At 70.8% G+C, this 13160-nt stretch carries 9 protein-coding genes; 7 read left to right on the top strand and 2 right to left on the bottom strand.

Going from position 1 to position 13160, the window contains the following annotated elements:
- The first annotated feature begins 256 nt into the window (after positions 1–256).
- The 7 genes from TSO221_RS13565 to TSO221_RS13535 all read left to right on the top strand — a co-directional run bounded on the left by TSO221_RS13565 (position 257) and on the right by TSO221_RS13535 (position 8878).
- Entirely contained in the window at positions 257–1285 is a 1029-nt protein-coding gene (locus TSO221_RS13565) for an amino acid ABC transporter substrate-binding protein (RefSeq protein ID WP_247878038.1), read from the top strand.
- A gap of 67 nt (positions 1286–1352) precedes the next feature.
- Positions 1353–2510: an ABC transporter permease subunit gene (locus TSO221_RS13560; protein ID WP_109119035.1), complete on the top strand. Its 1158-nt coding sequence runs from the start codon at positions 1353–1355 to the stop codon at positions 2508–2510.
- Positions 2507–3646, top strand: a complete 1140-nt coding sequence (locus TSO221_RS13555; RefSeq protein ID WP_109119034.1) for an amino acid ABC transporter permease — start codon at positions 2507–2509, stop codon at positions 3644–3646. Before TSO221_RS13560 ends, TSO221_RS13555 begins: the two co-directional genes overlap by 4 nt.
- Positions 3647–3666: 20 nt before the next feature.
- Entirely contained in the window at positions 3667–4410 is a 744-nt protein-coding gene (locus TSO221_RS13550; protein WP_109119033.1) for an amino acid ABC transporter ATP-binding protein, read from the top strand.
- 8 nt (positions 4411–4418) lie between these two features.
- Positions 4419–5120, top strand: coding sequence for a response regulator (locus tag TSO221_RS13545; RefSeq protein ID WP_109119032.1), 702 nt, complete (start codon positions 4419–4421; stop codon positions 5118–5120).
- Positions 5121–5612: 492 nt separating this feature from the next.
- Positions 5613–7808, top strand: a complete 2196-nt coding sequence (locus TSO221_RS13540) for a HAMP domain-containing methyl-accepting chemotaxis protein (protein ID WP_109119031.1) — start codon at positions 5613–5615, stop codon at positions 7806–7808.
- A gap of 38 nt (positions 7809–7846) precedes the next feature.
- Positions 7847–8878, top strand: coding sequence for a transporter substrate-binding domain-containing protein (locus TSO221_RS13535; protein ID WP_109119030.1), 1032 nt, complete (start codon positions 7847–7849; stop codon positions 8876–8878).
- A gap of 138 nt (positions 8879–9016) precedes the next feature.
- Here TSO221_RS13535 and TSO221_RS13530 read toward each other — a convergent pair whose 3' ends face one another.
- Entirely contained in the window at positions 9017–9712 is a 696-nt protein-coding gene (locus tag TSO221_RS13530) for a response regulator (RefSeq protein ID WP_109119029.1), read from the bottom strand.
- Between the two features lie 34 nt (positions 9713–9746).
- Positions 9747–13103 (bottom strand): ATP-binding protein, encoded by a 3357-nt coding sequence (locus TSO221_RS13525; protein WP_109119028.1) that lies wholly within the window; start codon positions 13101–13103, stop codon positions 9747–9749.
- Positions 13104–13160: the final 57 nt, after the last annotated feature.

Raw genomic sequence — 13160 nt, 5'->3', positions numbered from 1 at the left:
GAGGTCATCGGCGTGCCGGATTGCGGCGTGCCGCCGCTTCCAGAAGGGGCGGCGTTCACCCCTATTTTGGTCGTGAGCGGACGGAGGCCGGCGCCAGGCCAGCCACATCGGTGCGCAAGCTGTTCACATCCGTCGGGAACCCTGTTCACGCCGCCCTTCCATGGTGGCGCCGAGTGGTTCGGCGTTCGGACCATCCGCAAGGCCGCCGAACGCACGCGCCAGCCGCCAATTCTGGGAAGGAGACCCCTCGGTGAACATCTCGCTCAAGACGATCGCCCCTGCCGCCATCGCCGCCATCGCCGCCCTTGCCTTGCCGGGCGCCGCCCGGGCGGGCGCCACCCTCGACGGCGTGAAGCAGAAGGGCTACGTGCAGTGCGGGGTGAACCTGGGTCTGTACGGCTTCTCGGCGCCGGACGAGAAGGGGCAGTGGAGCGGCATCGACGTCGACTTCTGCCGCGCCGTCTCGGCGGCCGTGTTCGGCAGCGTCGACAAGGTGAAGTACACGCCGCTGTCCGCCCAGCAGCGCCTGCCGGCGCTGCAGTCGGGCGAGGTCGACCTGCTCGCCCGCAACACCACCCGCACGCTCAGCCGCGACACCGCCAACGGCCTGAACTTCGCGCCCACCAACTACTACGACGGGCAGGCCTTCATGGTGTCGGCCAAGCTCGGCCTGAAGAGCGCCAAGCAGCTGAACGGCGCCACCGTCTGCGTGCTGCCCGGCACCACCACCGAGCAGAACGTCGCCGACTACTTCCGCGCCAACAAGATGAACTTCAAGCCGGTGGTCATCGAGAAGAACGAGGAGCTGCACAAGGCGTTCTTCGGCGGCCGCTGCGACGCGCTGTCCTCCGACGCCTCGCAGCTGGCGGCGATCCGCGCCGCCGAGACCTCGGCGCCCAACGACTACGTCATCCTGCCTGAGCAGATCTCCAAGGAGCCGCTGGCCCCCGCCGTCCGCCAGGGCGACGAGGAGTGGACCAACCTCGTGACCTGGGTCTTCTACGCCATGGTCCAGGCGGAGGAGAAGGGCATCCGCTCCGACGGCGTCGACACCGCGCTGTCCTCGCCGGATCCGGATGTGAAGCGCCTGCTGGGCGTCACCGCCGGCAACGGCAAGAACCTCGGCGTCGAGGAGACCTGGGCCTACAACGTCATCAAGCTGGTCGGCAACTACGGCGAGAGCTTCGAGCGCAACCTCGGCACCGGCTCCAAGCTGAAGATGGCCCGCGGCCTGAACGCCCTCTACACCGAGGGCGGCCTGATGTACGCCCCGCCGCTGAAGTAACCGGGCCGGCGGCGCCCGTCGCGGGGCGCCGCCGCCTCTCCCCCCGCGTCCCGGCCCGGAGCGCACGATGACCAACGTCACACGATTCCTGAACTCCGCCCAGGTGCGGGGCTGGTTCTACCAGGGGCTGGTGGTGTCCGCCGCCGCCCTGACCGGCTGGTATCTGGTCTCCAACACCCTGACCAACCTCGCCAAGCGCGGCGTGGCGACGGGGTTCGACTTCCTCGGCCGCGAGGCCGGGTTCGAGATCGGCGAGAGCCTGCTGGCCTACTCCGCCGCCGACACCTACCTGAAGGCGTTCGCCGTCGGGCTGCTGAACACGCTGGCCGTCTCGGCGGCGGCGGTGGTGCTGGCGAGCGTGCTCGGCCTGCTGGTCGGCGTCGGCCGGCTCTCGTCCAACTGGATGGTCGGTCGCTTCGCCACCGTCTACGTGGAGAGCGTGCGCAACGTGCCGCTGCTCCTCCAGCTCATCGTCTGGTACGCGATCATCGGCCGCCTGCCGAGCCCGCGCACCGCGCCGGAGCTGCTGCCCAACCTGTTCCTCAGCAACCGCGGCATCAAGTACCCGACGCTGGCCGACCCGGGCAGCCACACGCCGACGCTGCTGGCGCTCGCCGCCGGCATCGCCGCCACGGTCGTGCTGGTCCGCTGGGCGCGGCGCCGGCGCGAGACCACCGGAAAGCCGTTCCCGACCCTGCCCGCCGCGGCGGCGCTGGTGCTCGGCCTGCCGCTGGCCGCCTTCCTGCTGAACGGCGCACCGCTCGCCCTCGACGCGCCGGTGCGCGAGGGCTTCGACTTCGCCGGCGGCGGCACCGTGTCGCCGGAGTTCACCGCGCTGTTCATCGGCCTGTCGGTCTACACCGCCGGCTTCATCGCCGAGATCGTGCGCTCCGGCATCCTCGCCGTGCCGCACGGCCAGACCGAGGCCGGCCTCGCGCTCGGCCTCAAGCCGGGGCAGGTGCTGCGGCTGATCATCCTGCCGCAGGCGCTGCGCGTCATCGTGCCGCCGCTGACCAGCCAGTACCTCAACCTGACCAAGAACTCGTCGCTCGCCGTGGCGATCGGCTACCCGGATCTGGTCAGCGTCTCCAACACCTCGGCCAACCAGACGGGCCAAGTGGTCGAGGCGGTGGCGCTGATGATGGCGGTCTACCTCGTGATCAGCCTCGCCATCTCGACGTACATGAACTGGTACAACCGCAAGCTGTCGCTGGTGACCCGATGAGCAAGGACCTGACGACCCGCAGCACCGCCTGGGCCGCCTCCTTCGAGGAGGAGCCCTCCCAGGTCATGGTGCCGCCGCCGGCCCTCACCGCGCTGAAGCCGTTCGGGTGGGCCAAGGACAATCTGTTCAACTCGCGCCTCAACACCGCGCTGACGCTGGCCTGTCTGGCGATCCTGTGGTTCGCCGTGCCGCCGGTGGTGAGCTGGGCGCTGGTGAACGCCACGTGGCTCGGCACGCCCGAGCAGTGCCGCGCCGCCGAGGGCGCCTGCTGGTCGATCATCGCCGCCAAGCACCGCCCGATCTTCTTCGGCACCTACCCCTACGAGGAGCAGTGGCGGCCGCTGCTGGCCTGCGCGCTGTTCCTGGTGGCGCTCGGCGTCAGCGCCGTGCGCGCCTGCTGGCGGCCGTGGCTGGTCGGCGTCTGGGTCGGCTGCCTGGGCCTCATGGGAGCCCTGATGTGGGGCGGCGTGTTCGGCCTGACCTACGTCGCCAACGACCGCTGGGGCGGCTTGCCGATCACGCTGATGCTGTCGGTGTTCGCCATCGCGCTGGCCTTCCCGCTGTCGGTGGTGCTGGCGCTCGGCCGGCAGTCGGGCCTGCCGGCGATCCGCTCGCTGTGCGTCGGCTTCATCGAGCTGATGCGCGGCGTGCCGCTGGTCAGCGTGCTGTTCATGGCCTCGGTGATGTTCCCGCTGTTCCTGCCGGAGGGCGTCACGGTCGACAAGCTGCTGCGCGCGCTGGCCGGCCTGACGATGTTCACCGCCGCCTATCTGGCCGAAGCCGTGCGCGGCGGTCTGCAGGCGATCCCGCGCGGGCAGTACGAGGCGGCCGACGCGCTGGGCCTGTCCTACTGGCAGAAGATGCTGCTGATCATCCTGCCGCAGGCGCTGCGCATCGTCATCCCGCCGATCGTCAACCAGTTCATCTCCTGCTTCAAGGACACCTCGCTGGTGACCATCGTCGGCCTGTACGACCTGCTCACCGCGGCGAACCTCGCGACCACCGATCCGGAATGGCGGCCCTTCTTCGGCGAAGTCTACGTCTTCGTCGGGCTGATCTTCTGGGGCTTCTGCTACAGCATGTCCCGCTACAGCCAGTGGCTCGAGCGGGAATCCAACCGATACAACCGCCGCTGACCGGCCGGGAGGAAGGAACGATGACCGAGACCGCCATCATCGAGCTGAACAAGGTCGGCAAGTGGTACGGCCACTACCACGCGCTGCGCGACGTCAGCCTGCAGATCCGCAAGGGGGAGAAGGTCGTGGTCTGCGGCCCGTCGGGCTCCGGCAAATCGACCATGATCCGCTGCATCAACCGCCTGGAGGCGCACCAGACCGGCAGCATCACCGTCAATGGCACCGAGCTGACCGACGACGTCAAGTCGGTGGAGACCATCCGCAAACAGGTCGGCATGGTGTTCCAGCAGTTCAACCTGTTCCCGCACCTCAGCGTGCTGCAGAACCTGACGCTCGCCCCGATCTGGGTGCGCGGCATGGCCAAGGCGGAGATCGAGGAGGTGGCGCTCAGCTACCTCGACCGCGTGCGCATCCGCGATCAGGCGCACAAGTTCCCCGGCCAGCTCTCCGGCGGCCAGCAGCAGCGCGTCGCCATCGCCCGCGCGCTCTGCATGCGCCCGCAGATCATGCTGTTCGACGAGCCGACCTCGGCCCTCGACCCCGAGATGGTCAAGGAGGTGCTGGACGTCATGATCGAGCTGGCGGAGGAGGGGATGACCATGGTCTGCGTCACCCACGAGATGGGCTTCGCCAAGTCGGTCGCCGACACCGTTGTGTTTATGGCCGAAGGCAGCATTATTGAGACCGCACCCCCGGCCGAGTTCTTCGCCAACCCGCGCAGCGAGCGCACCCGGCAGTTCCTCGGCCAGATCCTGGAGCACTGACGCCGCCCATGGCGACCCTTGCCATCGTTGATGACGACGCGGTCACCCGCGAGACGTTGAACGCCACCCTCGCCGAGGAGGGCTTCGACGTGCTCCAGGCCAGGAGCGCCGAGGACCTCAAGGCGCTCCTGGAGACCCGTCGCATCGACCTGCTGCTGCTCGACATCCGCCTGCCGCGGCAGGACGGGCTGACGCTGACCCGCGAGCTGCGGGCGGCGTCGGACATCGGCATCATCCTGGTCAGCAGCCGCGGCGACAAGCTGGACCGCATCATCGGCCTGGAGATGGGGGCCGACGACTACATCGCCAAACCCTTCGAACCGCGCGAGGTGCTGGCCCGCGTGCGCAACCTGCTGCGCCGCCTCGACGCCCCGGTGCAGGGGCGCGAGGACCGCAAGCGCAGCTTCGAGGGCTGGACGCTCTACATCGACCGCATGCAGCTGGTCGACCCGGCCGGCGCCGCCGTGCGCCTGACCGGGGCGGAGTTCGAGCTGCTGTCCACCTTCGTGAGCAACGCCGGCCGGGTGCTCAGCCGCGACTACCTGCTGACGGTCACCACCCGGCGCAAGACCGAGGCGTCCGACCGCACCATCGACTCGCTGGTCCGCCGCCTGCGGCAGGTGGTCGAGGCCGACCCCAAGGCGCCACGCCTGATCATCACCGTGCACGGCTCCGGCTATCTGTTCGCCGGCGACGTGGCGCAGGGATGAGGGCACCCAACGACGGACTTTCTTTTGGCCGTCATCCCCGCGAAGGCGGGGATCCATAATTCCCAAAACGTGCGGCTACGGAACGTATGGATCCCCGCCTTCGCGGGGATGACGGATACGTGTTTGGCTTTTTGTATTTTTCGCATCGTGACTGGCGGATGAAGCGCCGCCCGGCAGTAAAGGGGGCCGGTTCGAGCGATTGCTCTGCGTCATGCCCTTGCCAAACGCCGCTAAATTTGCTAGGTTCAAAATCATAAATGCGGACCCATGTCCGCAACCCGCCGGTGGGAACTGAACAGCCCCTGCACACTGTTCCACGGTGTTCCAAACTGTTCCATTCGGCGCGGCCCCCCGGCACATCGGTCCGGCAGCTTCACGGCATCAACAACCTGTCGCAAACTATTCACATACGAACGGTATGCCGTTCATAGCCCCCTGAGATAACAAACCGTACGGACCGCGGACTGTCCGATCACGGAGCGGGGGGGTGGCATGACGATGTCGTCGGAGAACGGGCCGGGCGAGGCACGCTTTCGGTTCTGGACGCTGCGCCGGGCGCTGGTGTCGGTGATCGGCGTGCTGCTGCTGGCGCTGTTCGCCAGCCAGGCCTGGGTGTCGCAGCGCTACACCGCGTTCGCGGTGTCGACGCTGGACGACAGCGCCGCCAAGCTGCTCACCGTGCTCGCCAAGGACCGCATCCAGAAGGCCTACACGGACTGGCTGACCGGCCACGTCAACGAATGGAGCCGCGACTCCTACCTCGTGGACAGCCTGACGGAGGGGCAGGGGGCCAAGGCGGCGCTGGCGCTCAAGAGCATCTACGCCCGTCCGGCCGTGGTCGACCGCGAGGTGGTGCTGGTCGCGGTGAACGTCTTCGACGCCGAGATGAACCGCGTCACCCGCGCCGCCGACGGCAGCGCCGACAGCGTGGCGTCGGTCCCGGGACTGCTGGAGATGCTGAAGGGCCGCGAGCTGGCCGAGAAGCGCCGCCCGATCAGCCTGCTGTGGCGCAACGAGCGCGGGCTGCCGCTCTACAGCATGGTGGTGCCGATCGGCGGCTTCCGCGTGCTGGGCTTCCTGGAGGTGGTGAGCGACCCGCTGCCGGCGCTGGGCTCCCTGGGCGCCGCGCTGGACGCCGACATCCGCTTCAAGGACGGCGGCGGCGCGGTGCTGTTCGAGTCGCTGCGCGGCAAGGCCGGCGCCATCGCCCAGCCCTCGGTCAGCACCGTCACCATCCCCGGCGAGGGGGGCCGGCCCTGGGCCACCGCCGAGATCACCCGCGACATCGGCGCCTTCGTCGGCAGCGTCGAGGAGCTGCGCAACGAGGCGATCCGGATGGTGGCGCTGTTCGCCGTGGCGGTGGTGGTCTGCGCCACGCTGCTGCTGCGCGTTGCGGTGTTCGCCAGCCTCGCCAAGTTCGCCCGCGCCATGGAGCGGATCTCCGAGGGCAACCTGTCGCTGGAGGTGCCGCGCACCGGCCGCGACGAACTGGCGACCATGGCCGCGGCGCTGAGCCGGCTGCGCCAGAGCGTCGAGCAGGTGCTGCTGCTCAAGCACATGGTGGAGAGCAGCCCGGTGCCCACCGCCCTGCTGCGCGCCGACGGCAGCGTCGGATTCGTCAATCCGGCGGCGCGCGTCTTCTGCCGCGACCACGGCACGCACGAGGGCACGGCCGACCTTCTCAACCAGGGGCCGGCGTTCGTCGCAGAGTGCCTGACCTCCGGTCCGCCGATCCGCCGCCGAACGCTGACCGTCGGCGAGACCACCGTGGAGGCCAACGTCGACAGCATCCACGACGAGTCCGGCGCGGTCATCGCCCGCACGCTGTCCTGGACCGACGTCAGCGAGCAGGTGCGCTCCGCCACGCTCGCCCGCCAGCTGATCGAGGACGTACACGGCGTCGCCTCCACCGTCGCCCGGCAGTCGGGGCAGTTGCGCGCGCTGGCCGACGATCTGCGGCAGCAGTCGGCGAGCACCATCGACAGCTCCGTCTCGGCCGGCACCTTCGTCGCCGAGAGCAACCGCAACGCCGCCGGCGCCACCGGCAGCGCCGAGACGCTGGTCGGCCACATCGGCACCGTCTCCGGCCTCGCCGGCGAGGCGGCGACGGTGGTCGGGACGGCCATCAGCGAGCTGGGCGAAGCCCAGGGCACCGTCGAGCACCTGTCGGAGAACACCGGGCAGATCCGCCGGATCGTCGACGTGATCACCGGCATCGCCCACCAGACCAAGCTGCTGGCGCTCAACGCCACCATCGAGGCCGCCGTCGCCGGAGAGGCCGGGCGCGGCTTCGCCGTGGTGGCGGCGGAGGTCAAGAAGCTGGCCGAGGAGACGGCCGGCGCCACGGTGCAGATCGCCGGCTCGGTCGCCACCATCGACGCCAGCATCCGCGACACGGTGGGCACCTTCCAGCGCGTCTCGCAGACGGTGGAGCGCATCAGCACCGTGCAGGCGCTGATCGGCGACGCGGTGCGGCAGCAGAACGCCTCGTCGTCCGACATCATGGTCAAGGTGGGGGAGATCGCGCTGACCTCCGGCGAGGTGGCGACGATCATCGAGGGGGTGAGCACCCAGGCCACCCGCACCGGCGACATCGCCGGCACGCTGATCGAGACGGCGAACCGGCTGGCCGACGAGGCCGGCTCGCTGCACAGCCTGCTGGGGACGTTGCGCGCCCAGGCCGCCTGACCGATGATGGCCGCCCGATCTTCCGACGCGGACGGCCGATGACGACACGCACCTGGATCCACGCCGCCACCACGGCCCTGCTGCTTCTGCTGGCCGGCGGCGCCGCGGCGGCCGACGGCGACGCGCTGGAGCGGATCCGCGGCCGCGGCAGCGTCGCCTGCGGGCTGCGCGGCGGGCTGGGCGGGCTGTCCTTCGTCGATGCGCAGGGGCACCTGGACGGCTTCATGGTGGACTTCTGCCGCGCCTTCGCCGCGGCGACGCTGGGCAACGCCCAGGCGATCCACGTCGTGCGCCTGCCCGACAAGCCGCAGGAGTTCGCCGCGGTGGAGAAGCACGAGGTGGACGTGGCGCTGACCACCACCACCTGGACGCTGAGCCGCGACGTCTCCTACGCCATCGAGTTCCTGCACCCGCTGCTCTACGACGGGCAGGGCTTCGCCATCCTCGACGCCAAGCCGCCGCCGCTCGACCAGCTCGGTCCGCTGACGGTGTGCGTGAAGGCCCAGACGACCACGGCGCGCAATCTGGAGGACTTCATCCGGCAGACCAGCCGGCCGTGGTCGGTCCGCACCTTCAACACCTACGACGAGGCGCTCCAGGCCTTCCTGGCGCAGGAATGCGGGCTGCTGACCACCGACCGCTCGGTGCTGGTGACCTCGCTGGCCAGCTACCGCAACGCCGGCCTGGCGGTGCGCATCTACCCGGACGTGATCTCGCGCGAACCGCTGACGCCCTACGTCGCCCGCGACGACCGCATCTGGTACGACGTCGGCCGCTGGGTCATCGCCGCCACCATCCTGGCCGAGGAGAAGGGCGTCACCTCGGCCGACGTGCGCGCCGGCCGCATCCCCGACGATCCCGAGCTGGCCGCCCTGTTCGGCCACGCCAACGCCGGCGCCAAGGCGCTCGGCCTGCCGGAGGACTGGGCCCTGCAGGTGATCGGGCAGGTCGGCAACTACGGCGAGATCTTCGAGCGCAACCTCGGCAGCCGCTCCCCCTACCGCATGGAGCGCGCGCTGAACCAGCCCTGGACTCGCGGCGGCATCCTCTACGCGCCGCCGTTCCGGTGACGTTCAAACCCTCCCCCAGCTCCGCTGGGGGAGGGCTGGGTGGGGGCAGCGGCGCACACGAGAATCAACGCCTGCCGCTGATGCCGTTGCCCCCACCCTGACCCTCCCTCGCCGGAGGCGGGAGAGGGAATAGGGAGGTTACTCCACCGCCGCCTGGAACGCGTACCCGACACCGTGCATGGTGACGATGAAGCGCGGTTCGTCCGGATCGTCGCCCAGCACGCGGCGCAGGCGGCGCACCAGGCGGTCGATGGAGCGGTCGTAGGGCACGTGGTCGCCGCGCAGCGTCAGGTCGAGCAGGTCGTCGCGCGTCAGCACCCGGCCGGCGTTCTCGACGAAGGCGGCCAGCAGCTCGAACTCCGCCGAGGTCAGGCGCGCCTCGCCGCCGTCCGGATCCAGCAGGCGGCGCTTGTCGACCTGCAGCTCCCACCCCGCGAAGCGCCGGGAGCGGCGCGGCGACGGCTTGACGGAGCGGCCGACGCGGCTGAGGATGGAGCGGGTGCGGGCCAGCACCTCGCGCAGCTCGACCGGCTTCTCGATGTAGTCGTCGGCGCCCAGTTCCAGCCCGATCAGCCGGTCCATACGGTCGCCGCGCCCGGTGATCAGAATGATGCCGACGTTGGAGGCGGCGCGCAGCTCGCGGGTGATGGTCAGGCCGTCCTTGCCGGGCAGCCGGATGTCGAGCAGCAGCAGGTCGGCGCGCGTGCGGGCGAGAATCGAGGCCAGTTGCTCGGCGTCGCGCGCCAGCAGCACCCGATAGCCCTCCGCCTCCAGGTAGGTCTTGAGCGTCTCGCGCGTGATGGCGTCGTCATCGACGACCACGACGGTGTGCATGCGGTCCCTTGAGTGTTCCCTGCGTGGGCCGAGCTTACCGGCCCGCCGCGTCCGAAACAACGTGCCGCTCGCACCACGCGTCCATCGCCGTCAAAGCCTCGGCGAAGCGGGCCGGCGCGCCGGCGGCCAGCGCCCGCGCCGCGTCCGGCTGGCCGTCGCGCGCCAGATCCTCGACCTTGCGCAGCAGGGCGACGACGGCGCTCAGCCCGAAATGGCTGGCCGCACCGGCGAGGCGGTGCGCCACGTCCTCGATCCGCCCGGCGTCGGGCTCCGTGCCGAGGCCGGGCAGGCCATCCGCTGCCGCCTCGACCAGCAGCGCCCGGATGGCCGCGAAGCGCGCGGGGCCGAGCGAGCGGTGGTAGCGCTCCAGCACCGCCTCGTCGAGCAGCGGACCGGAGTCGCGGCCGGCGGTCCCCGGCGGGGTGAGGCTGAACAGCAGGTGCGTCAGCCGCTCCGGGAAGATCGGCTTCTCGATCACCGCGTCGATGCCGGCCTGCGTGTAGCGCACGCGGTCGGCGGCGAAGACGTTGGCGGTGACGGCGACGATGGGCACCGCGGCGCGGGCGGGGTCGCGCAGCGCGCGGATGCGGCGGGCGACCTCAGGGCCGTCGAGGTCGGGCAGGCGGATGTCGAGCAGCACCGCGTCGAAGTCCCGCCGCTCCGCCAGCTCCAGCGCCCTGGCGCCGGTCTCGGCGACGGTGATGCGATGGCCGGCGTCGGACAGCAGGCCGACCGCGACCTCGCGGTTGATCGGGTCGTCCTCGACCAGCAGCAGCTTCATCGAGCGCACCGCGTGCAGCGGCGCCGCGCGGCCCGGCCCGGCCGGCGAGCGGTCGTCCTCCACCGGCACCAGCGGGATGGACACGGTGAAGACGCTGCCCACCCCGACCGCGCTGTCCAGCGCGATGTCGCCGTGCATGGCGTCCAGCAGGTGGCGGACGATGGCGAGGCCGAGGCCGCTGCCGCCGAAGCGCCGCGCGATGGTGGGGTCGGCCTGCTCCAGCTTCTCGAAGATGGCGGCGCGGCGTTCCGGCGGCACGCCGATGCCGCTGTCGCGCACGGCGATCACCAGCCGCGGACCGTTCTCGCGCTCCGTCCGGGAGATCCGCACATCGACGCCACCGCGCTCGGTGAACTTGACGGCGTTGCCGGCGAGGTTGACCAGGATCTGCCGCAGCCGCTGGTCGTCCACCACGATGGACGCCGGCACCTCCGGCGCCACGTCGAGAGTCAGCGCGATGCCCTTCTCGTTGGCGACGCTCTCCACCGTCGCCATCACCTCGTCGAGCAGCGGCGTCAGCGCGCAGGGCGCCGGGTCGAGGTCGAGCTTGCCGTCCTCGATCTTGCGCAGGTCGAGGATGTCGTTGACTTGGTCGAGCAGCCCGTGCCCGCAGCGCATGATCGATTCGGCGTAGCGCCGCTCCGCCGACTCCAAGCCTCCGGTCAACAGCAGCCGGCACAGGCCGAGGATGCCGTTCAGCGGCGTGCGCATCTCGTGGCTGACGGTGGCGAGGAACTCGGTCTTGGCGGCGTCGGCGCGCTCGGCGCGCTCCTTGGCGTGGCGCAGCTCCTCGCGCGCCCGGCGTGAGGCGGTGACGTCGTTGGCGACGCAGATGACGTGCCGTCCGCCCTCGTCCGACCACGCGAAGGGATGGCGCTGGAGGGCGAACACCCGCGCCTCGCCACCCTCTCCGAACACCACCTCCTCGGCGAAGGCCTCGCCGCCGGCCAGCGCGCGGCCGGTCTCCGGCGGCAGCGCCTCGGCCAGCAGGCGGCCGCGGATGTCCTCGCGCCGGGTGGCGAAGGCCAGCTCCGCCGCGCGGTTCCACAGCACCACCCGGCCGCTCCCGGCGTCGAGCACGTAGAGGACGCTCGGCACGTTGTCGATCACCGCGTCCAGGAAGGCCTGGGTGCGCAGCAGCAGCCCCTCCGCCTCGCGCCGGCGGGTGATGTCGACCAGCGCGGTCAGCATCACCTCCTCGCCCTGGAACTCGAAGGAGATGGCGGACAGCAGGCCCCAGATGGCGCCGGATTCGGTGACCAGCTGCGTTTCGACGTCGAGCGCGGCGCCCTTGGTGAACACGTCGCGCACGAAGTGGTCGCGGCTGGTCGGCTCCAGCCACAGGCTGGCGGCGGGGCGGCCGAGCAGGCGGCCGCCGTCGCGCGCGCCGAACAGCGCCACCGCCATGCGGTTGACGAAGCGGATCTGCCCGTCGTCGCGGCCGGAGATGACCAGCGGCACCGGCGCCGCCTCCAGCACGGTGCGCAGCCACTGCTCGTTCTTGCGCAGTGCCTCGCTCTTCACCTCGGTCTCGTGGACGTAGAAGCGCAGGGCCTGGGCCAGCTCCCCGATCTCGTCGTGCGGGGCGGCGTCGCCGGCGGGGGAGGCGCCCTCGGTGCGTTCGCGGATCGTCTGGCTGACCGCCCACAGCCGCGCCACCACCTTGCGCTTGACGTACAGCGTGGTCAGCCCGGTGCCGAGCAGCACGATGACGATGGAGGCGAAGAACAGCCGCGTGTAGGTGTTCGACACGTCGATGACCTGCTGGCGGCTCTCCTCGGCCAGCTTGGTGTGTTCGACGAAGATGCTGGTGGTCAGCCCGGTGTTGAGCAGCGACAGCTGTCCGGCGCGCCCCAGCAGGCCGGCCAGCGTCTCCGACGCCTGGAGTTCGGCCCGCCGGTGCTGGAACACCGATCCCTCGCCGCGCACCAGCGTGCCCATGACGCCGACCAGCGGTGCCGCGGCCGGCGGCGGGGCGGGCAGGGCAGCCAGCTGCTCCTCTGCGCGGGCGGCGAGGCGTTGCAGGGCGAAGCTGGTCTCCACCCGGTGCACCGAGGCGATGAGGAAGAGCGTCCGCTCCGCCTCGACCAGCCAGCGCTGCACCGCCGGGTCGGAATCGGCGCGCAGCGCCCCGTCGGCCAGCGCGTCGGCGAGCTGCCGCACGTCGCGGTCGCGGTCGGCCAGCGCGCGCCGCTCGGCGGTGCGCAGCGCCACGCCGCGGTCGATGGCGTCGCGCAGCTTGGCGATCTCGTCGCGCTGCGCCTTCAGGTGCTCGATGCGCGGCATCTGCGGCGCGCCCTGCGGGCTGATCTCGGCCAGCAGCCGGTCGTAGCCGGCGAGCTGGTCGGACAGGCCCTGGCCGATCGCCTCGCGCTCGAAGGTGTCGGTGGACAGCGCCAGCTGCTCCAGCGAGCGCATGATGCGCTGGTGCTGGCGCTCCAGCCGGGCGGTGGCGACCACGGCGGGGAACTGCTGCGAGGTGACGCGGGTGATGCCGTCGTGCAGGCTGTCGAATGCGGCGTAGGCGCCCAGGCCGATGGCGAAGGCCACAAGGCCGTTGAGCACCAGGACGCCGAACAGCCGGCCGCCGACCCCCACGCGAAATGCCATCGTCGAACCCTTCCCGCGCGGCGCGCTTGCGCCGCATCGTACGTACCCTATCATACG

The sequence above is a fragment of the Azospirillum sp. TSO22-1 genome (assembly GCF_003116015.1).
Classification (GTDB): domain Bacteria; phylum Pseudomonadota; class Alphaproteobacteria; order Azospirillales; family Azospirillaceae; genus Azospirillum.
Note: the sequence above shows the minus strand (reverse complement) of the source record. Positions and strands in the feature narration are given on the sequence as shown.

Coding starts and splice junctions, on each gene's coding strand:
- TSO221_RS13560 (WP_109119035.1), top strand. CDS start 1,353: ATGACCAACGTCACACGATTCCTGAACTCCGCCCAGGTGCGGGGCTGG.
- TSO221_RS13555 (WP_109119034.1), top strand. CDS start 2,507: ATGAGCAAGGACCTGACGACCCGCAGCACCGCCTGGGCCGCCTCCTTC.
- TSO221_RS13550 (WP_109119033.1), top strand. CDS start 3,667: ATGACCGAGACCGCCATCATCGAGCTGAACAAGGTCGGCAAGTGGTAC.
- TSO221_RS13545 (WP_109119032.1), top strand. CDS start 4,419: ATGGCGACCCTTGCCATCGTTGATGACGACGCGGTCACCCGCGAGACG.
- TSO221_RS13540 (WP_109119031.1), top strand. CDS start 5,613: ATGACGATGTCGTCGGAGAACGGGCCGGGCGAGGCACGCTTTCGGTTC.
- TSO221_RS13535 (WP_109119030.1), top strand. CDS start 7,847: ATGACGACACGCACCTGGATCCACGCCGCCACCACGGCCCTGCTGCTT.
- TSO221_RS13530 (WP_109119029.1), bottom strand. CDS start 9,712: ATGCACACCGTCGTGGTCGTCGATGACGACGCCATCACGCGCGAGACG.
- TSO221_RS13525 (WP_109119028.1), bottom strand. CDS start 13,103: ATGGCATTTCGCGTGGGGGTCGGCGGCCGGCTGTTCGGCGTCCTGGTG.